We start from the raw sequence: 18,734 nt of genomic DNA, 5'->3' as shown, positions 1-18,734 counted from the left end.
ATGCGTAAACTGCTCTACTGGTTAGCACCTTTTTATACGCTGGTCGTAGCTTATGGGTCGCTGGCTGATAGTCCGCCTTTACCAGATGTCTCCTACCTGTATGCAGATAAATTGTATCACGGTCTGGCATATGCTATTATGATGGGGCTTTGGTATCTATTTTTTTACCATCGTTTTTTAGAAAGACAGTTGCATTTCGAATACAACATCATTACGATCCTTTCTGAATGGTCAAATACGATTGCAGTTGCAGCAGGAGCGTTTTCCTTAGTTATAGGTGGCTTGATAGAAATAGGGCAAGAATATTTTTCTCAATACAGGACCATGGATGGCTATGATATGATGGCAAATTTGGCTGGCATTATTATTGCATCCATTATATTGTGGATCATTTCACGAATTATTTCAAAGAGATAATGAAAATTGTCTTTCATTTGAATAAGTATTTACATATTTTTAGCCTTTAAAGCAATCCGATCATGGAAATCAAAAAATCAGAAAAAGCAGACTTGCGTAAAAACATTACGGTCTATGCCCTTATGGGTTTAGCCTTTATGTTATTAATGTCATGGCAGGGCTTAGAATTCGAAACTAAAGAAGTTGAGAAAGAAGAAGTTTACGAGGTTGTGACAATGGCACCCGTTGAGGAAGATATTCCCATCACGCAAATGCTAAATACACCACCACCACCGCCACCACCGCCACCAGCACCGGAAGTAATTCTTGTTGTAGAAGACGAAGTTGAAATTGAGGAAGTTCTTATTGAAACTACAGAAACTACGGAGAAAGAAGAGATTGTTGAAATTGAGGATGTAGCTGTTGAAGTAGGTGTTAAAGAAGAAGTAATAGCAGATGTTCCTTTTGCAATTATTGAGAATGTGCCGATCTATCCAGGTTGTGAGAATGAAAAGAACAACAACGATCGTAAAAAATGTATGCAGGAGAAAATCACAAGGTTTGTGAATAAGAATTTTGATACAGGTCTGGCTAATGAATTAGGATTGTCTGGTAAGCAAACGATCAGTGTTCAGTTTAAGATTGATAAAAACGGATCGATAACTGGAGTACAGTCAAGAGCGAAAGATCCTAAACTACAAGTTGAGGCAGCACGTGTAATTAACAAATTACCAAAAATGACTCCAGGTAAACAACGTGGTAAGCCAGTAGGTGTAATCTACGGATTGCCTATCATATTTGAAGTACAGAACTAAATAACAATCAGTTATAAATTACAAATCCGCTACAGTTACTGTAGCGGATTTTTTTTGTGGTATATTTTTTGAAACTGGTTTTATAGAACACTAAACCATTAATTATGAGAACTCTCCACAAAAGTGTCGATGCTGCAACGTCAACTGCTAGTCGTAGGTCAGACAAAAAGCTGACAAACGTAAAAGTCAACCCGTTTATCAATTTCCTTTTAGGCCTTACTGCAGCGATGCTAGTTGCTTTTTTAATCATTGAATTGCAAACGCCCATTAAAGAACGTAGCTATCCTACGGTTTCAAATCAGGAAACGGCAATGGAAGTTAATATGGATCGGTTCATTATTGAAAAACCGCAACCTAAAACAGAGCCTAAGAAAACTATAAAAAAGCAACCTGTAGAGCGTGTTCAAAAAGTTGATAGAAATAAACCTCCTGTCATCGTTGAAAATACAGAACCAGACCCTATAGTTGATGTAGAACCTTTTCAAGATAACAATCCTGTGATTGACAACTCAAATACAGAAACACCCGTAGAAATATCAAAACCAGAATTGCCTTCTAGTTTTAACTTAGTTGCTGTGTCTGAGGTGCCATTATTTCCAGGATGTAGCGCAAAGCTGGATAATAACGAGCGCATTGAATGTCTCAATGAAAAGATGGCTAGGTTTATACAGCGGAAGTTTGACACCTCCCTAGCAAATGAGATGGATGGAAAGGATATCGTAAATATTACCGTTCTCTTCACCATAGGAGTTGATGGTTTTCCCAAGAATATACAAGTACGCGCGCCTAATGCTCTTTTAGAAAAAGAAGCAAAACGTCTCATCTCAAGTTTGCCACAGATGAAGCCTGGAAAGTTTGATGGTGCTGTGGTCAATACAACCTATGCCTTACCGATACGATTTAAAGTTCAATAATAGAGAATCATTTAAAAAAATGCTTGCGGCAATGTCGCAAGCATTTTTGCGTTCCACCATCTAAATCAATTATATTTAGCCCGGATTACCCCTATGTTTATGAGATTTAGAATTGCTTTTTTGGCCCTATTTTTTAGTGTATGTGTAACGGCACAAACTGACGTGGAGCAGTTCCCTAGCTTTACAACTTGTGACTCTATTAAGGACAGCGCACTAGCCTCTTGTTTTTACGATCAGTTGTATCAAGAATTATTTTCAAAATACCAGCATCCCAGTGCTGCTGAAACAAGTAGGGTCACCTTAAGGTTTGAAGTCGATCGCAACGGTGCCTTTATTCCTATATTATTTGACGCCAGGAGTGCCACTGTAAAATCTGCGCTCAATACAGCCTTTGAGCAATTACCCGTGATTAAACCAGCGACGTACAACGGCAACCCCACATTTATGCAATTTATCGTAAACTTCCAGGTGCCTATGGCTCAAGGTGGTTCATTTACCCGCATAGATACCGGTGATAAGACAGATGAGAATGATGCAAACAATAAATTGGATGATATCGCTTTCGCGAAAGCGAATAACGATTACATCAAAACAAATTCCAAAGGTTACAACGGGCAAGAATTGCGGTCTAATGCTTTGATTCCGTTTTCTTACCAGAGATACCACAGGTATGAGGCGGCGATGAATCGCGTGGGGAGTAATGCCCACACCGCAGTAAAACCATATACATTTGAATATGTCAGTGATTATTTTGATCTAGAGACAGAACGATCCTCGTTGTTAAAAGATGCAGAAAGCTGGTTAGGTCGTAAGTTATGGAACGAGCATTTTATTGAAGTAGCTGGCGATGATTACTGGTTTGTTGCAGATCCTGGGGTTGATTTGCAATTAGGTAAGGATACGGGTGAAGATACCAACACTTTTAACAACACGCGATTGGTTGCTATTAATGGTGGCATAGGAAAACAATTAACTTTTGGCGCTACCATCCAGGAATCTCAAGGTCGTTTTGCAGAGTATTTTAATCGGGAAATCACAAATCGAGCTCCAGATGGTGGGAATCCAGGAATTGTTCCTGGACGCGGTATTGCAGAAGACGGCGGTGAGAACATCTATGATTACCCAGTAGCGACTGGTTATGTGAATTACAGACCTAGTAAATATTTTAATTTACAGATAGGTCATGGTCAGCACTTTATAGGCGATGGATATAGGTCGCTTGTACTTAGTGATAATTCGCAGCCATTTCCGTATTTTAAATTAAACGCTAAATTTTGGAAACTGGATTATACGGTACTTTATACCTCGTTACGTGATGTAAGATCTGAAGTCACTGCGGATGATTCCTTCCGTACAAAATATATGACCCATCATTATTTGAGTTGGAATGCAACTAAAAGATTGACATTAGGCTTTTTTGAAAGTGTATTATGGCAAAATGATAATGGCCGCGGCTTTGACTTCAATTACGTTAATCCACTCATATTTTATCAAACCGTAGAACTAGAAACCGGCTCACGCGGTGGAAATGCATTGTTGGGAATTACGGGAAAATATAAGCTTACAGATCAGGTTACAGCCTACGGTCAGCTGGTTCTTGATGAATTCTCTAGTGAGGCCATAACAAGTGGTAACGGCGGTTATCAAAATAAAAGCGGTTACCAGCTGGGATTAAAATATCAGAACGCGTTTAGCGTACCTAACTTAATGTTGCAGGCAGAATATAACCGGGTGCGCCCCTACACTTACAGCCATAATACGGTAGTTTTAAATTATGGTAATTCAAATCAAGCACTAGCACATCCATGGGGAGCGAGTTTTTATGAAGCTATTTTGATAGGTCGATATACTCAGGATCGCTGGTATGGAATTGCAAAGGCAATTATAGGAGAGCGTGGTTTTGATATTCTTGCAAATGGTGATAACGCCTATTATGGAGGAAATATTTACAGAACCGAGGATGATCGCATTGCAGACAATGGCAATATGGTAGCTCAAGGAAACAACGCACCTTTCTTTTATGGAGAGCTGGAAGCTGGTTACCTGATAAATCCAGCAAGTAATTTGAAAGTTTACGGTCAGTTTATTTATAGAAATATAAGTCCAGAAGTAGATAACGCAGTAGTTCAAGAAGCGACAACTACCTGGTTCAACTTTGGAATCCGCACTGATATAATGAACTGGAGCTTTGATAGGTAGTAAATTGCATTAGAACAATGTTTTAACACTAGTAACTAATAGTCGGTTTTTGAATTGTAAGTGATGTCATTATGATGGGATATTATATTATTGCTGGCGCTATTTTTTTGATCAGCGCTTTTGTGAGTAACAAGCTCAAGTCAAAATTCAAAAAGTACTCTCAGATCCATTTACAAAATGGAATGACTGGCGCACAAATCGCACAGAAAATGCTGGCCGACAATGGTATTAGAGATGTTCAAGTAATCTCAGTAAAAGGCCAGTTAACAGATCACTATAACCCTTCTAATAAAACAGTAAACCTTAGTGAGTCAGTTTACTCACATCAAAATGCAGCCGCAGCTGCAGTGGCGGCTCATGAATGCGGTCATGCCGTGCAACATGCTACCGCTTATTCCTGGTTAGGAATGCGTTCTAAATTAGTTCCTATGGTGAGTATAGCCTCTAAATACTCTCAATGGGTATTGATAGGTGGACTTGTTCTGGCAGCGAGTACGGCATTTGGAAACTACATATTTCTTTTAGGCATCATTATGTATGGATTAGGAACTTTATTTGCTTTCATAACCTTGCCGGTGGAATATGATGCTAGCAATAGAGCACTGGCATGGTTAGAAAACGAAAACATGTTGACCCCTAAAGAACATGCGGGTGCAAAGGATGCGCTTAAATGGGCAGCTAGAACCTATCTCGTTGCTGCGATAGGCTCACTTGCTACCCTATTATACTTTATTTCAATCTTCTTGCGCAAACGCTAAAGGTGTAAAGCATTGTACCCTAGATAGGGCGTTTCGATTTCGCGAAAGCGAATATCATAGGCCTCTAACTCTTTTAAAATAGGTTCATAAATCTCTTTTAGAATAGGGATTTGCACACCATAGGTTTTGATCTGGCCATTCAATATGCGCAATGCGGCCATTCCAACTGGTAGCCCTACCGTTTTTGCCATAGCGGTTTGTTCATTGCCGTCTCCTAAACATACCATAGTGCTATCGATCTGATTCTTCTCACCATCCAGCTCGTATCCAAATTTGTGATACATCACGATCATATCTTTCTCTCCTGGTTGTAGCGTCCATTTATCTTCTAGGATCTTTTGAAGTGCCTGCGCTGGCGTGGCGTTTTCAAGTCCTATTTTTTTCTCATCGTTAAAGATGTCGAGCTCTAACAACTTACTCCACATGATGTCGTCTTGATCAATCTTGAGTTCTAGACGCATTTTTAACTCCACGCTATCAGTAGGAGAGTAGGGAAGAAAACTATTTATGAAATCGCGATAACTCATGTCTTTAGAATCCTCCATTTGATACGTGTCATCTGTAATTCCTAGTTGTACAAACATATTCCACGCACGGCTGAAACCTACACGACGCATCGTCCCTCTATATAAGGTCAAAACATTTTCAAGTCCGTAAACTTCCATATACTTAAGACTGTTCCTGTTTGCCAGTGCTTCAAATCGTCCATAACCTTCCACATCTAGAAACTCTGTCCTGCGAAAGAGTCGGTGGTAGGGAATGTATTTAAATTTCCCTTCTTGAATAAATTTTGCGGCTCCGCCCTGTCCTGCCGTAACTACATTTCTAGGGTTCCATGTGAATTTATAATTCCATAAATTATCGTCGTTTTCTGGAGCCACAAGACCACCAGTAAAGGATTCAAAGAGTATCACTTTACCACCTTTATCACGTATTTTATCAATAACTCTCATGGCACTCATGTGATCTACTCCTGGATCTACACCTATCTCATTCATAAGAACAAGATTTTTCTTTTTTGCCTCACTATCAAGTTCCTGCATTTCTGGACTTACATAACTAGCAGTAACCATGTGAATTCCCAGTTCAACACAATCTCTCGCTACTTCAATATGAAAACGTGCTGGAAGCATAGAGATGACAATATCTGCTTGTTTTAATCGATCAGTTCTTTCCTTCTGATCAAATACATCCAGCTCAATGGCTGTCGCATTAGGGTGGTTATTGCATAACCTTGTGGCGTGTGATATATCCTTGTCTGCGATGGTAAGTCGCAATTCTTCTTCCGTTGATTTGTTTAAAAGGTAATCGACAAGAACTCCTGTTGATTTTCCAGCACCTATAATCAGTATGTGTCGCATAGCTATCGTAATTTTAGTCCAAGGTAAAATTCTCTAATTGAAAAACCCACGATATGGAAAAGAAGTTATTGATAACAGGAAGTTTGTTGCTGTTAATAGCAGTTATTTTAGGAGCTATGGCTGCGCACGCTCTGGAAGGTTATTTAAATGCAGATCAATTGAATAGTTTTGAGACCGGAGTGCGTTATCAGGTTTATCATGGACTTGCTCTGCTCATATTTTCTCAAGTAAACATGTTATCGATCAGAGCAAAAAATATAATTTGGATACTCTTTTTATGCGGTACTATTCTCTTTTCTTTTAGCATTTATTTGTTATCAACTTCGGCAATAACTGGTTTAGAACTTCGTTTTTTAGGACCGATTACCCCAATAGGTGGACTATTGCTTATTTCTGGCTGGATATATGGAATTGTCAAAATTTCAATATTTAGACGCTAGAATAATTGGAGAACAGCCTCTAAGATTTCTATTTTTGCAGAACAACTTGAATTACAACTAAATTATGAGCTCAAAAGCTTTAGTAGCGAAAACGATTTCGTTAACCAAATACGGGATCGAGAATTCAAAAATTAATTACCAACTTTCTCCGGAAGAATTACAGGGTCTATCTGTAAAGTCCTACGGCGGTAAAGAAACCGCTAATGGCACACTTGCGGTACACACAGGAGAGTTTACAGGGAGATCCCCTTTAGACCGTTTTATCGTCAAAGATTCTATCACTGAAGATAAAGTCTGGTGGGGAAACATCAACATTCCCTTTAATAAAAAAGATTTTGACAATCTTCTGGGTCGAGTCACAGAATATTTAGATGGTAAGGAATTATTCGTGCGTGATGCATATGCCTGTGCGCACAAGGATTACCGCATGAATTTAAGGGTTATCAATGAATATCCATGGTCTAACATGTTTGCTTATAATATGTTTTTAAGACCTGAAGATTCAGAATTGGAAAATTTTGATCCAGAATGGACGATTATCAACGCTCCAGGATTCATGGCAGATCCTAAAATTGATCGCACACGCCAGCATAACTTTGCTATCTTAAACTTTACAGATAAAATTGCCTTGATAGGTGGAACTGGTTATACCGGCGAGATTAAAAAAGGAATATTTAGTGCATTAAATTTTATATTACCAGTAGATAAAAACACTTTACCCATGCACGGTAGTGCAAACGTGGGCAAGGATGGGAACACTGCCATATTTTTTGGTTTGAGTGGTACTGGAAAAACGACCCTTTCTACAGATCCAAACCGCGAGTTAATAGGTGACGATGAGCATGGCTGGACAGCAGACAATGAGATCTTCAATTTTGAAGGTGGTTGTTATGCTAAAGTCATTAACTTAAGTGAGGAGCAGGAACCAGAGATTTTCAAGGCTATCAAGCCAGGTGCGATTCTAGAAAATGTCGTGATGAATGAGGATAAGACGGTAAACTTTGAAGACATCAGTATTACTCAAAACACGAGAGTAAGTTATCCTATTTATCACATCGATAATATAAAAGTACCATCTGTAGGAAAAAATCCTAAGAATATTTTCTTTTTAACGGCAGATGCATTTGGCGTTTTGCCTCCTATTTCAAAATTGACTCCAGGACAGGCAGCGTACCACTTTATCAGTGGTTACACTGCAAAAGTTGCAGGAACAGAAGCTGGTGTTACGGAGCCTACTCCTAATTTTTCAGCTTGTTTCGGTGCTCCATTCATGCCGTTACATCCCGTAAAATATGCTGAGATGCTCAGTGAAAAAATGCGCGATGCTGATGTTACTGTCTGGTTAGTAAATACTGGATGGACCGGTGGACCTTATGGTATAGGGAAGCGCATGCCGCTCAAATATACTCGAGCAATGATAGCTGCAGCATTAGATGGATCATTAGAAGAAGCAAACAAAGGTCAATACCACGAGCATTCTATGTTCGGACTGGCGCAACCACGCACTTGTCCCAATGTACCGACAGAGGTTTTGAGCCCGCGTAGAGCATGGAATAACGATAAAGGTTATTATGAGACCGCTCACAAACTGACTACCTTTTTCAGAGAGAACTTTAAGAAGTACGAAGCTCAAGCCACGCCAGAAATATTAGCTGGAGGCCCGCTGAAATAGTAAGTTCAATTTGCTACATAAAAAACGTCCCGAATGTAAATTCGGGACGTTTTTGTTTTTGGTTGAGATTGCTTTCGCGAAAGCGAATTTATTTCTATATCAGCCTAGATTCTTAATGTAGTTTTCTATCGCCATAGTCATAGAAGGCGATTCTGGTGTAGGTGCTTGAATATCAATTCTCAAATTATGATCCTTGGCGGCTTGACTGGTTGTATTTCCATACACAGCGATTTTAGTTTCGCCTTGCTCAAATTCAGGAAAGTTCTGAAATAATGATTCAATTCCACTAGGGCTAAAAAACACTAATACATCATACTTAACATCTGCAAGATCTGAAAGGTCGCTGATAACAGTTTTGAAAAATGTAGCAATTTTCCATTTAATGCCTAGAGCATCTAGTTCTTCAGGAACGAGATCCTTTAATTTATCGGTACTTGGTACCAGATATGTTTCATTTTTATGTTTCTTGATCAAGGGGATCAGTTCTGGGAAAGTACGTTTTCCCACATAAATCTTACGTTTTCTGTAAACAACATATTTCTGTAGGTAGAAAGCAACGGCTTCACTCTGGCAGAAATACTTCAGACTGTCTGGAATTTTATAGCGCATTTCTTCTGCCACTCTAAAAAAGTGGTCAACGCTGTTGCGACTTGTAAGGATAATAGCAGTAAATTTAGATAGATCTACTTTCTGTTCCCTTACCTCTTTAGCGGGAACACCTTCCACGTGAATAAAGGAACGGAAATCTATCTTGACCTTCGTCCGATCAACGAGACTTTGGTAAGGTGAATTTTCCATTTTAGGTTCAGGTTGGGAAACTAAAATCGTTTTCACTTTCATACAGCAGTTTTGTTTGTTTGGCAAGGCTTCACACGATAAAATACTTATACAAAAGCAAATAAGGTGCGATTTCCAGCGTGCAAAGATATAAAATAAAATAGAACAGTGATGATCCTAGCAGTCTTCGATGGCTATAAAGGAGAATAAGGTGATAAAGTAAAAGAAGCACACAGACACTTATACATATCCCATAAATAATATGGTATTCATATGGGAAAACATAAAATATTAAAGCGTTGACTGTCAGGAAGGCAAAGCTAAAGGCAGCGCGATATAAATTGCGCTGGTGATCGATCATAAGTACTATTTCATCAAAATCACCTATGGTAGCGACTAGTTTTGATAAATAATGTTTGAAAAGTAGAAAAGCATTCACGGCAGTTAGAATCAAAAGGAAGTCTGTAAAACCGGCATTTGGCTCTGTACTAATCGTATATATCTTATATAACATGAGCGAGATTCCAGTCGTGTAAACTATAATTCCCGTCTGTTGCAGTAAAAGGTAGTTATCCACGCGATCATCACGTGTGATTTTAACAAATCTCGAGCTCGTGTAAACGCTTAGAAACTCTGTAATGGAAACGCTAGAAATCTGCCTAATCGCAGCAATAGTAAGCAAGCTGGCAAAAAGTATGATACTTATCCAGTCAAGGGATCCAGCGATGCGATTGATGGCTTCCATGGATTGGTAAAAATAAGCGGATTTAACGAACCCTTGAGAGCCTAGCGCATTAATTAGTTATTTTTGTACGCTGAATGAAGAACACTTTAATCATTATTCCTACCTATATGGAGCGTGAGAATATCACGTTGATTGTCGATGCTATTTTACGTGATTACCCGCTAATTCACTTGCTGATTGTGGACGATAATTCGCCAGATGGCACTGCTGGTCTTGTCAGGGAGAAAATGCAGCAATATCCTGACAGGTTATTTTTAGAAGTTAGGAAAAAGAAAAATGGATTGGGAACCGCTTATATTCATGGATTTAAGTGGGCGCTCGCAAGAAATTATGAGTATCTTTTTGAAATGGATGCCGATTTTTCTCACAATCCAGCAGATATTCAAGTTCTTCACGATGCTTGTCATATTCATCAGGCAGATCTTGCCATAGGCAGTAGATATGTGCGCGGTGTGAATGTGGTAAACTGGCCTATGTCGCGAGTACTACTTTCTTATACAGCTTCAAAATATGTGCAGCTCATAACGAGAATGAATATAAGTGATACAACCGCTGGATTTGTATGTTATAGAGTTTCGCTTTTGCGAAAGCTGAATCTTGACAAAATACGGTTTGTAGGTTATGCTTTTCAGATAGAAATGAAATTTAAGGCCTATTTATTGAAGGCAAAGATTATAGAAGTACCAGTAATATTTACAGACAGGTCTAGAGGTCAGTCAAAAATGAGCAGTGGCATCATAGGAGAAGCCGTGATGGGAATACTAAGTATGAAATTGAAAAGCCTTGTGGGCAAGTTGGAATTATGAAAAAGACGTTGATAAAAAATGCTCGTATTGTTACAGATATGAAAGTCGTGAATGGCGATATTTACATTGAAGGAGATACGATTATTGAAGTGGCAGATAGCATCAGCGCAAAAAGCGCCGATACGAAGATCATAGATGCAGAAGGGAAGTATGTACTTCCAGGGGTCATTGATGACCAGGTACACTTCCGTGAGCCAGGATTGACTCATAAAGGTAACATCGCCACAGAGAGCGCTGCTGCTGTTGCTGGTGGAATAACCTCTTTTATGGAAATGCCTAATACCACTCCACAAACCACGAGTATGGAAGAGTGGCAAAAGAAAATGGATATTGCAGCTAGTGATAGTTATGCAAATTATGCTTTCATGCTGGGTGGAACAAACGATAATTTGCAAGAAATTCTTGATGCAGATACTTCTAAAGTTCCAGCATTAAAACTTTTCCTAGGATCATCAACTGGTAATATGTTAGTGGATGATGTAGAAGTTCTAAAGAAAATTTTCTCCAGCGTTAAATTGCGCATCGCCTTGCATTGTGAGGATGAAGAAACGATTAAAGTGAACCTGCAAAAGGCTATAGATAAATATGGCGACGATATTCCCTTTGATCAACACCCTGTGATTAGAAGTGAGGAAGCGTGTTATATAAGTAGTTCTAAAGCGGTAGAGCTTGCAAAAAAAACCGGTGCGCGCATTCATGTATTTCATTTATCCACTGGAAAGGAAACCGCACTTTTCGAAAAGAAAACAGCTCTAAAAGACAAGCAAATCACTGCTGAGGTTTGTGTGCACCATCTTTGGTTTACAGATAAGGATTATGCATCAAAGGGTTCTAAAATTAAATGGAATCCCGCCGTAAAGTCAGAAGCAGATCGGGAACAACTTTGGAAGGCTTTGTTAGACGACCGTATTGATGTCATTGCAACAGATCACGCACCTCATACTTTAGAAGAAAAGAATGGCAAATATTTAAAAGCCCCTAGTGGCGGGCCACTTGTTCAACATGCTTTGACAGCGATGCTACAATTTGTTCATGATGAACGCATTTCAATAGAGAAAGTAGTTCAGAAAATGTGTCATAACCCTGCGATCCTTTTTGACATTCCAGATCGTGGTTACATCCGGGAAGGTTTTAAAGCAGATCTTGTCATCGTGGATACCAACAACCCATGGACTGTTACAAAATCTAATATACTTGCTAAATGTGGATGGTCTCCCTTTGAAGGAGTTACTTTTAAGAGCCGCATTACACATACCTTAGTTAATGGACATCTGGCCTATCACAATTTCCAAGTGAATGAAAACAAGGCAGCACAAGCCTTAACTTTTGAAAGATGAAGAAACTAATGTCACTTTTGTTTTTACTCATTATTGCTTCTTGTTCGAGCGTTTTAGAGGCGCCTAAACCAGAAGATTTTTATGGTGATGATAAAATGGCAGAAATTATGACAGATCTATATTTGATGGAGGCATCCATGACCTCTGATAGAGGTGCCTTTACAGCTCTGGAAATGTTGCCCCACGATTATATTTATAAAAAGCATGATACTGATAGTATCGTTTTTAAAGAAAATCTATATTATTATTCAGATCGAATCGAGAAATACGAGAATGTTATTGACCTGGTGGAAGAACGACTTGATATTTTAAGGGACAGTGTTGCAGTGCGTCAGGAAAAAGAGATGAGACTTAAAGAAGCTCAATATAAGAATACTGACAGGGTTTTAATAAATGACATTGAAGACCCTGACAACCAGATCGAAAATTAATTTAGATTCTTTAAATAGTTTAAGGAAATCCGGTCTATTGTTTTTGACACCGTGCGGAATTTATACCCTAGTGCCTTTTTAATTTTGGTATTATCATAGTTTGAATCAGAAGTTAACGTATTGATTTGAGCTCGAGATATACCTTCAGTAACTCCTAAAATCATAGGTATTTTTACTAGAGCATAAAACCCATAAAGCATCCACTTTCTTACTTTAAATTGTGGAGGGTTTTTACCCAGAGCCCGAGCGACATTAGTTAGAAGGGGTTTGAAACTTAGATTCTCTGCAACGATAATGTAGCGTTCGTTATAAATTTCAGAATTCATGAGGAGTTCCATGATCTCAACAACATCTGCGACATCAACAACTCCCGTACTGCCAGACGTGTAAAACGGCTGACTTTGATAGGTTTTTGAGAAGATCCGGCCGCTGCCTTCCTTGTAATTACCTTCTCCTAAGATGACCCCTGGATTTACGATTACCACCTTAAGTCCTTCCTGCGAGGCGCGCCATACCTCCATTTCTCCGCCATATTTTGTCAGCGCATAATCTGTATTAAGAGCATCTGGATTGAAAAAATCCTCTTCGGTTATGGGATTGCTTCCTATTGGGTTTCCCAATGTTGCAATACTGCTTACATAGCAGAATTTTTTCACCTTCATGGCAATCGCAATATCAATAATGCGCTGTGTGCCAGTAACATTAATGTTTGTTATTTCCTCAAACGAAAGATCGCCTAGTGCAGCCGCACAATGATAAACTTGAGAGATACCTTCCATGGCATCTTCCATACTGGGAATATCCAGTAAATCTGCTTGAATCCAGTTAATGTCGTTGACCATAGCCGCATCACCCTTTCGGTAAGAGTCAAAAACGGCACGTGTTTTATTGATAGAATCCTCTGTTCTGTATATGGCATTGATGGGTATTTCGCTTTCGCGAAAGCGATATAACAAGTGGCTGCCCACCATACCAGTTCCTCCTGTGACTAGAATCATACCTGTAAAAATACACAATAGCAGGCTTTGTGCGCCCGCAAGTTGCTTAAAGCCTATATCTTTGCAGGCTTTAAACTATAGATATGTCCTACGATTTTGTAAATGAACTGCGCTGGCGTGGAATGATTCACGATATTATGCCTGAAACGGAAGAATTAATGAATTCTGAAATCGTGAGCGGCTACATAGGATTTGACCCGACGGCTGATTCCCTACACATAGGAAGTATGGTTCAAATTATCCTATTAATGCACCTGCAACGTGCCGGTCACAGACCGATTGCACTGGTAGGTGGAGCAACAGGAATGATAGGCGATCCATCTGGAAAAAGCGCGGAACGTAACTTGCTGACCCAAGAAATTCTTGATAAAAATATCGCTGGAGTAAAGTCAGTTATTTCTAGATTTATTGATTTTGAAGGAGGCAAAGAAGAAAACCGGGCGCTTTTAGTCAATAATTACGACTGGATGAAGGATTTTACCCTGATTGATTTTGCTCGTGATGTAGGTAAACACATTACGGTCAATTATATGATGGCTAAGGAGTCCGTTAAAAAGAGAGTTTCTGGAGAAGGCGACGGAATGAGTTTTACAGAATTTACATACCAATTGTTCCAAGGTTATGATTTTGTGCACCTCTACAAAGAACTGAACTGTAAACTACAAATAGGCGGTTCTGACCAGTGGGGAAATATCACTACAGGAACAGAATTAGTGCGTCGTATGACGGGTGGTAAAGCTTATGCTCTAACCACACCGCTAGTAACCAAGGCTGACGGAACAAAATTTGGTAAAACAGAAACTGGAAACATCTGGCTGGATACTGATAAAACTAGTGTCTATAAATTTTTCCAGTTTTGGTTCAATGCGACCGATGAAGATGCGATCAACTGGATCAAAATCTTTACGTTTCTGGATGAAAAAGCCTGCAACGATTTGATTGAAGAGCATTCAAAAGATCCAGGGTTTAGAATACTACAAAAAAAGCTAGCAGAAGAAGTAACAGTGATGGTTCATGGTCTAGAGGCTTATGAAACCGCTGAAGAGGCAAGTAAAATATTATTCAGCAAAAAAGTGTCCATGGATCAATGGAACCGTTTTGATAAAGAAACCTTGCTAGACATTTTTGAAGGTGTTCCTCAAGCGCATGTTTCTAAAGCAGATCTTGAACAAGGAATTGAAATCATTCCATTTTTGACAGATTCAACAAGCTTTTTGAGTTCAAACAGTGAGGCACGTAGAGCATTGAAAGAAAACAGCCTTGCGATCAATAAGGAGAAGTTTGAGGATGATAAGATTGTGAGAATGGAAGACGTGATTGCAGGAAGCATGATCTTACTGCAGCGTGGGAAGAAAAATTATTTCTTAGTATTAGTAGACTAGCATTATGAGAAAGTCAAACAGCATTATGGCAAGAATTATGGTAGTTGCGGCTTGTGTCGCCGCCGGCATATTCTTTTTTCAGCAAATTAATAGACCAGACAGTTGGCAATTTTATGCAGCTCTCGCCGGGTTATTGATATTTGTAGGATTTGCTGTTTTGATTTTCCGCAAGACGAGTTGACTTTTTGGGTGAGTTAATCTCAAACAAGATTGCGTCAAACTAGAGGCGGAGCCGTCCTGCGACGGCTTGACACTAAAAGTAGGTTTTGAGTTTTCTAAATAATTATTGTCAACTTCAAGCTTTCAACATGTAGGTCATACGTCAGCGAGAGTTGTGCGTAGAACAACATAAGCTAGTCATACGTCAATTTTAACCTATCGCCAGTAAGTTACAACCACGGACATCAGAATGGTCAAACCGTCCCAAAACCTCAAAGGTTCCATCAACATAGGTTTTGCATAAATCTTGAGTGGCAATAAATGCGCAGGATTCGATATTGGCTAGATCAATCACATTCAACCCGCCCGTTTTACCGTGGGAAATTCGGGTAAGCGGGTCGTTTGTATCTCTAGCGCTTACCTGCATCCAGGCAGGTGTTTGGAATTTGACGCCGTCAGGAGCATAGGCTTGTGAAAGCAATTCTGTCATCCCGTATTCGCTGTGAATTTGAGCCTTAGGGAAAGCAGTTTTTAGAATATCGTGAAGTTCAGATTTAATAAGTTCTTTACGCATGCCTTTCATCCCGCCGGTTTCCATAATGATGGTGTTGGGAAGTTCCATCGGGAATTCTTCTGCGAGTTGCAGTAATGCAAATGTGACGCCTATCAAAATAACTTTACGATCAGCATCCTGCAACGATTTAAGAACTGCAGAAAGATCTTTGATGTTGTTGAGGTAAAACCCGCTTGTTTCATCTTTGGACTGTCTGATCCATCGATCCACCATATAAACTAAAGAGGAGCCTGTGCGCTCCAGATAATGGGGTAACAATGCAAGAACGGTATAGTCTTCAGGATTGCCATAAAACTGTTTAAAGCTACAATCTAGACTGTCATTATAGATTTCTATATCCAGAACCTTATGTGATGAAGTTGTGAGACCCGTTGTACCACTGCTGGTAAATGTTATTTCTTCTTCAATTTTAGAATTGGTCGTTACATCGTGGGTTTTGAAAAAGGAAATGGGCAGGAACGGAATCTCTGCAACTTGAGTCGCTATTGATTGTCCTAGAAAGGAACAATACTCCTTATAAACGGCACAGTTTTCTAATTGATAACGGTAAATATCCAAAGCAAGTTTCTCAAAATGCTCAGTAGTTTTAATGTCAAAAACGGGAAATCTCAATGTAAAGGCTTTGGTACAAAAATAAACAAAAAGCGCCGCAGGATGATCTGAGGCGCTAGTTTGATATAAAACGATTCACCACTAATTGACGATCAATTTGCGCGTTTGAGAGTTGTCTCCCTGCACAATTTTCACAATATAAAGTCCGCTGGCTAGATTATCTATATTAATGGAACTTGTGACTGATTTTTTAAAGATCACTTGTTGTCCTAAGGTTGAATAAATGGTAACATCAAAAACACTTCCATTAGATGATTGAATGTTTAAAACTCCTGAAGCTACTGGATTGGGATATAAAGAGAAAGTGAGTTTTTGAATTCCTTTGATGGATAACGTAAAATCATTTATAGTTCCTGGAGTACCAAAGTCCCCAGCACCAAAAGTTGTTGTTGCACTGCCCCAGTTTACACCATTATCATTATCTGTCGCGCCTAGTTTAGTGGCAGCTAGCTCCATGCTTTTTCCTACATCATTAGGAAACGTGCTGTTGTTATAAATTACCTGATCAACGGTAGCGCCATTACATTCTATGATTAAACCATCAGTTCCATTACCTAAGCTGACGTTACCAGTTCCTCCATAAACGTACGCAGGTGATAGGCCACCATTGTCTGTGCTGGATCTAGCTAAAAGAATGTACTGACCAGCAGCAATGATAACTGAGTTTTCGATAACATGCATTTCGCTACCAGTTGCGTCATCTTTAATGACCCAGGATTGCAGGTCTATATCGTCAGATGTTGTGTTGTATAATTCAAAGTATTCTCCTGTGTTATCACCCACGACTTGAGGATTTTTCATAATTTCAGTAATAATAATACTCCCTTCAGAAGCACAGGCAACAGCTGCTGAGACACTACCTGAAACATTAAGTGATTGATCGTTTGCACCAGTCGCACTTGCGATTAATGCAACGGTATAGTCGCCTATGTTTTGCCCAGCATTAAGTCTAATAAAGATATCAGTTGATGCTACAGTTCCACTAGTATTTGCAGGGAACGATAGTGTCTGCGAGTATGTACCGCCAGCTGTGGTAGAAATCTCAAACGGGTTTGGTACGGTGACGGTTATTCCATCAGTGTCCAGAAACAATCCAGAAACAGAGAAGTTCTCGGGCTCAGATGGGCCGTTTCCAACTGAATATTGCAAATTATCTAGGTTTGCGGTAATAGTAACCTGTGGATCATCTGCTGTTACCGTTCCTGAAACATTTACTTCTTTATCAATGGCACCAGGAGATGTAAGCATGATAGTCTCTGCATATTCATCAGGAGATAGTCCCGCAGGCAGTCGTACATATATAATTGTGCTGGGTACGGTTCCAGTAGTAGGAGAAACAGCAATACTGGTTGTATAACCAGACCCGGAAGTAAGTGAAATTCTAAAAATACTAGAAGTTACTGTCACATTACCAGTTAAATTCATTGCGGATAAAGAAAACGAATCCTCGTTTGAGGGACCATTATTTTCAAAATAACTTAAACCTGTTATAGCTGCGTTGACTTTTATAGTGGGGTTTGTAGTAGCAGTTGAATTGTAGGAACCTGCATCAATTACTGCTGATAAAAGCGTTCCTCCATTACATAAACCTTGATTATCTAATGTATTAGCAGCATTAAAATTCCAGTTATCAGGTATAAATGTAGCGTCCGGCCCAGTCCCATTGATGCGTTTAGCAAACGAATCCATGTAATTCCAGTTGAAAGGTTCATTGTCAGAATCTACAAAACCATACTGATCAACAACATCTCCAGAACTGGTAAGAATTATTCTCACTGGGTCATCGCCGTTGATGGAAGCGGTCCCAGATTGTAGGATATTAGCATCTGCCACATCGGGAAATTCTGCTTGAAATTCTACTTTGTTATTTACCAGATATACAAAATCATTGGTAACGGTTTCAAAAAAAGAAAGATCTACTATGGTGCCAAATGTGCCGCCATTACTAGATTTTTCTGCAGAATAGAGTGTGAAATCTACAGCGCCATCTGCAAAAATCTCAACGACCTTAGGTTCACCTCCACTACAACTGCCATCTAGAATTCCTGTGATCAACGGTTGTTGCGCAAATGCGACAGCCGTTATTAAGAATGATACGATTAGAAAGTAAGTTTGTTTCATGAGTAGGTATTTTCTCAAATATATGATAATCAATTAGTTTGATGTAATTATCCTGCAGTATTTGTGTTTCCGTAAGCTTGATTGGACCGTTATCGACTCTTATTGTAATAGAACGATAAAGTAAGTCCGCTTTCGCGAAAGCGAACTCACATCAATACCACTACATTTAAAGTAAATGGTTGTGGTGACAAAGAGTTAACCATAAGCTAACCTTACAAGAAATAGCTTATAGGTAGA

18 protein-coding genes are annotated in these 18,734 nt (G+C 39.3%); 12 read left to right on the top strand and 6 right to left on the bottom strand.

Translation table 11 applies throughout. The features are described from left to right. The 5 genes from IQ282_RS02350 to IQ282_RS02330 all read left to right on the top strand — a co-directional run bounded on the left by IQ282_RS02350 (position 1) and on the right by IQ282_RS02330 (position 5,082). A complete protein-coding gene (locus tag IQ282_RS02350; protein ID WP_194850299.1) occupies positions 1-417 on the top strand; it encodes a VanZ family protein in 417 nt (138 codons plus the stop codon). A 62-nt stretch (positions 418-479) separates the two neighbouring features. After that, entirely contained in the window at positions 480-1,211 is a 732-nt protein-coding gene (locus IQ282_RS02345) for an energy transducer TonB (RefSeq protein ID WP_194850298.1), read from the top strand. A 104-nt stretch (positions 1,212-1,315) separates the two neighbouring features. Continuing rightward, positions 1,316-2,125, top strand: a complete 810-nt coding sequence (locus IQ282_RS02340; protein WP_194850297.1) for an energy transducer TonB — start codon at positions 1,316-1,318, stop codon at positions 2,123-2,125. 99 nt (positions 2,126-2,224) lie between these two features. After that, positions 2,225-4,324 carry a capsule assembly Wzi family protein gene (locus IQ282_RS02335; RefSeq protein ID WP_228547185.1) on the top strand — a complete coding sequence of 700 codons (2,100 nt, stop codon included), beginning with the start codon at positions 2,225-2,227 and terminating at the stop codon, positions 4,322-4,324. A 71-nt stretch (positions 4,325-4,395) separates the two neighbouring features. Further along, positions 4,396-5,082, top strand: a complete 687-nt coding sequence (locus IQ282_RS02330; RefSeq protein WP_194850296.1) for a zinc metallopeptidase — start codon at positions 4,396-4,398, stop codon at positions 5,080-5,082. Here IQ282_RS02330 and IQ282_RS02325 read toward each other — a convergent pair. Next, entirely contained in the window at positions 5,079-6,443 is a 1,365-nt protein-coding gene (locus IQ282_RS02325) for a saccharopine dehydrogenase family protein (RefSeq protein ID WP_194850295.1), read from the bottom strand. The genes IQ282_RS02330 and IQ282_RS02325 overlap by 4 nt on opposite strands. Positions 6,444-6,496: 53 nt before the next feature. Here IQ282_RS02325 and IQ282_RS02320 point away from each other — a divergent pair, with 53 nt between their 5' ends. Next, positions 6,497-6,883 carry a DUF423 domain-containing protein gene (locus tag IQ282_RS02320; RefSeq protein WP_194850294.1) on the top strand — a complete coding sequence of 129 codons (387 nt, stop codon included), beginning with the start codon at positions 6,497-6,499 and terminating at the stop codon, positions 6,881-6,883. Between the two features lie 64 nt (positions 6,884-6,947). After that, positions 6,948-8,555: a phosphoenolpyruvate carboxykinase (ATP) gene (gene pckA / locus IQ282_RS02315; RefSeq protein ID WP_194850293.1), complete on the top strand. Its 1,608-nt coding sequence runs from the start codon at positions 6,948-6,950 to the stop codon at positions 8,553-8,555. Between the two features lie 99 nt (positions 8,556-8,654). Here the strand turns inward: pckA and IQ282_RS02310 are convergent, their stop codons facing one another. Both IQ282_RS02310 and IQ282_RS02305 read right to left on the bottom strand, forming a co-directional pair. Further along, a complete protein-coding gene (locus IQ282_RS02310; protein ID WP_194850292.1) occupies positions 8,655-9,395 on the bottom strand; it encodes a uroporphyrinogen-III synthase in 741 nt (246 codons plus the stop codon). A 28-nt stretch (positions 9,396-9,423) separates the two neighbouring features. After that, positions 9,424-10,077 (bottom strand): DUF4271 domain-containing protein, encoded by a 654-nt coding sequence (locus IQ282_RS02305; RefSeq protein ID WP_194850291.1) that lies wholly within the window; start codon positions 10,075-10,077, stop codon positions 9,424-9,426. 74 nt (positions 10,078-10,151) lie between these two features. On the opposite strand from IQ282_RS02305, the gene IQ282_RS02300 reads away from it, so the two are divergent. Genes IQ282_RS02300 through IQ282_RS02290 form a run of 3 tightly spaced genes read left to right on the top strand, consistent with a single transcriptional unit; the run spans position 10,152 to position 12,651 of the window. Beyond that, entirely contained in the window at positions 10,152-10,883 is a 732-nt protein-coding gene (locus tag IQ282_RS02300; protein ID WP_194850290.1) for a polyprenol monophosphomannose synthase, read from the top strand. Next, entirely contained in the window at positions 10,880-12,220 is a 1,341-nt protein-coding gene (locus tag IQ282_RS02295; protein ID WP_194850289.1) for a dihydroorotase, read from the top strand. The genes IQ282_RS02300 and IQ282_RS02295 overlap by 4 nt, the downstream gene beginning before the upstream one ends. Beyond that, positions 12,217-12,651 carry a DUF4296 domain-containing protein gene (locus IQ282_RS02290; RefSeq protein ID WP_194850288.1) on the top strand — a complete coding sequence of 145 codons (435 nt, stop codon included), beginning with the start codon at positions 12,217-12,219 and terminating at the stop codon, positions 12,649-12,651. Before IQ282_RS02295 ends, IQ282_RS02290 begins: the two co-directional genes overlap by 4 nt. Here the strand turns inward: IQ282_RS02290 and IQ282_RS02285 are convergent. Beyond that, positions 12,648-13,649 carry an NAD-dependent epimerase/dehydratase family protein gene (locus IQ282_RS02285; RefSeq protein ID WP_194850287.1) on the bottom strand — a complete coding sequence of 334 codons (1,002 nt, stop codon included), beginning with the start codon at positions 13,647-13,649 and terminating at the stop codon, positions 12,648-12,650. The genes IQ282_RS02290 and IQ282_RS02285 overlap by 4 nt on opposite strands. Before the next feature lie 83 nt (positions 13,650-13,732). On the opposite strand from IQ282_RS02285, the gene tyrS reads away from it, so the two are divergent. Both tyrS and IQ282_RS02275 read left to right on the top strand, forming a co-directional pair. Next, positions 13,733-15,031 carry a tyrosine--tRNA ligase gene (gene tyrS / locus IQ282_RS02280; RefSeq protein ID WP_194850286.1) on the top strand — a complete coding sequence of 433 codons (1,299 nt, stop codon included), beginning with the start codon at positions 13,733-13,735 and terminating at the stop codon, positions 15,029-15,031. 4 nt (positions 15,032-15,035) lie between these two features. Then, complete coding sequence (locus IQ282_RS02275) at positions 15,036-15,212, top strand: hypothetical protein (RefSeq protein WP_194850285.1); 177 nt, start codon at positions 15,036-15,038, stop codon at positions 15,210-15,212. Between the two features lie 189 nt (positions 15,213-15,401). Here IQ282_RS02275 and IQ282_RS02270 read toward each other — a convergent pair whose 3' ends face one another. Beyond that, positions 15,402-16,376, bottom strand: a complete 975-nt coding sequence (locus IQ282_RS02270) for a LuxE/PaaK family acyltransferase (RefSeq protein WP_194850284.1) — start codon at positions 16,374-16,376, stop codon at positions 15,402-15,404. Between the two features lie 81 nt (positions 16,377-16,457). Beyond that, on the bottom strand, positions 16,458-18,497 hold the full coding sequence (locus IQ282_RS02265) for a lamin tail domain-containing protein (RefSeq protein ID WP_194850283.1): 2,040 nt from the start codon (positions 18,495-18,497) through the stop codon (positions 16,458-16,460). Between the last annotated feature and the right edge of the window lie 237 nt (positions 18,498-18,734).

Source organism: Nonlabens antarcticus (assembly GCF_015356755.1).
Lineage (GTDB): Bacteria > Bacteroidota > Bacteroidia > Flavobacteriales > Flavobacteriaceae > Nonlabens > Nonlabens antarcticus.
This window is presented reverse-complemented; position numbering and strand designations above follow the sequence as displayed.

What these genes read in the sequence shown, in the direction of transcription:
- IQ282_RS02305 (WP_194850291.1), bottom strand. Translation starts at nt 10,077, where the DNA reads ATGGAAGCCATCAATCGCATCGCTGGATCCCTTGACTGGATAAGTATC.
- IQ282_RS02345 (WP_194850298.1), top strand. Translation starts at nt 480, where the DNA reads ATGGAAATCAAAAAATCAGAAAAAGCAGACTTGCGTAAAAACATTACG.
- IQ282_RS02325 (WP_194850295.1), bottom strand. Translation starts at nt 6,443, where the DNA reads ATGCGACACATACTGATTATAGGTGCTGGAAAATCAACAGGAGTTCTT.
- IQ282_RS02285 (WP_194850287.1), bottom strand. Translation starts at nt 13,649, where the DNA reads ATGATTCTAGTCACAGGAGGAACTGGTATGGTGGGCAGCCACTTGTTA.
- IQ282_RS02350 (WP_194850299.1), top strand. Translation starts at nt 1, where the DNA reads ATGCGTAAACTGCTCTACTGGTTAGCACCTTTTTATACGCTGGTCGTA.
- IQ282_RS02290 (WP_194850288.1), top strand. Translation starts at nt 12,217, where the DNA reads ATGAAGAAACTAATGTCACTTTTGTTTTTACTCATTATTGCTTCTTGT.
- IQ282_RS02295 (WP_194850289.1), top strand. Translation starts at nt 10,880, where the DNA reads ATGAAAAAGACGTTGATAAAAAATGCTCGTATTGTTACAGATATGAAA.
- IQ282_RS02300 (WP_194850290.1), top strand. Translation starts at nt 10,152, where the DNA reads ATGAAGAACACTTTAATCATTATTCCTACCTATATGGAGCGTGAGAAT.
- IQ282_RS02335 (WP_228547185.1), top strand. Translation starts at nt 2,225, where the DNA reads ATGAGATTTAGAATTGCTTTTTTGGCCCTATTTTTTAGTGTATGTGTA.
- IQ282_RS02310 (WP_194850292.1), bottom strand. Translation starts at nt 9,395, where the DNA reads ATGAAAGTGAAAACGATTTTAGTTTCCCAACCTGAACCTAAAATGGAA.
- tyrS (WP_194850286.1), top strand. Translation starts at nt 13,733, where the DNA reads ATGTCCTACGATTTTGTAAATGAACTGCGCTGGCGTGGAATGATTCAC.
- IQ282_RS02340 (WP_194850297.1), top strand. Translation starts at nt 1,316, where the DNA reads ATGAGAACTCTCCACAAAAGTGTCGATGCTGCAACGTCAACTGCTAGT.
- pckA (WP_194850293.1), top strand. Translation starts at nt 6,948, where the DNA reads ATGAGCTCAAAAGCTTTAGTAGCGAAAACGATTTCGTTAACCAAATAC.
- IQ282_RS02330 (WP_194850296.1), top strand. Translation starts at nt 4,396, where the DNA reads ATGATGGGATATTATATTATTGCTGGCGCTATTTTTTTGATCAGCGCT.
- IQ282_RS02275 (WP_194850285.1), top strand. Translation starts at nt 15,036, where the DNA reads ATGAGAAAGTCAAACAGCATTATGGCAAGAATTATGGTAGTTGCGGCT.
- IQ282_RS02320 (WP_194850294.1), top strand. Translation starts at nt 6,497, where the DNA reads ATGGAAAAGAAGTTATTGATAACAGGAAGTTTGTTGCTGTTAATAGCA.
- IQ282_RS02265 (WP_194850283.1), bottom strand. Translation starts at nt 18,497, where the DNA reads ATGAAACAAACTTACTTTCTAATCGTATCATTCTTAATAACGGCTGTC.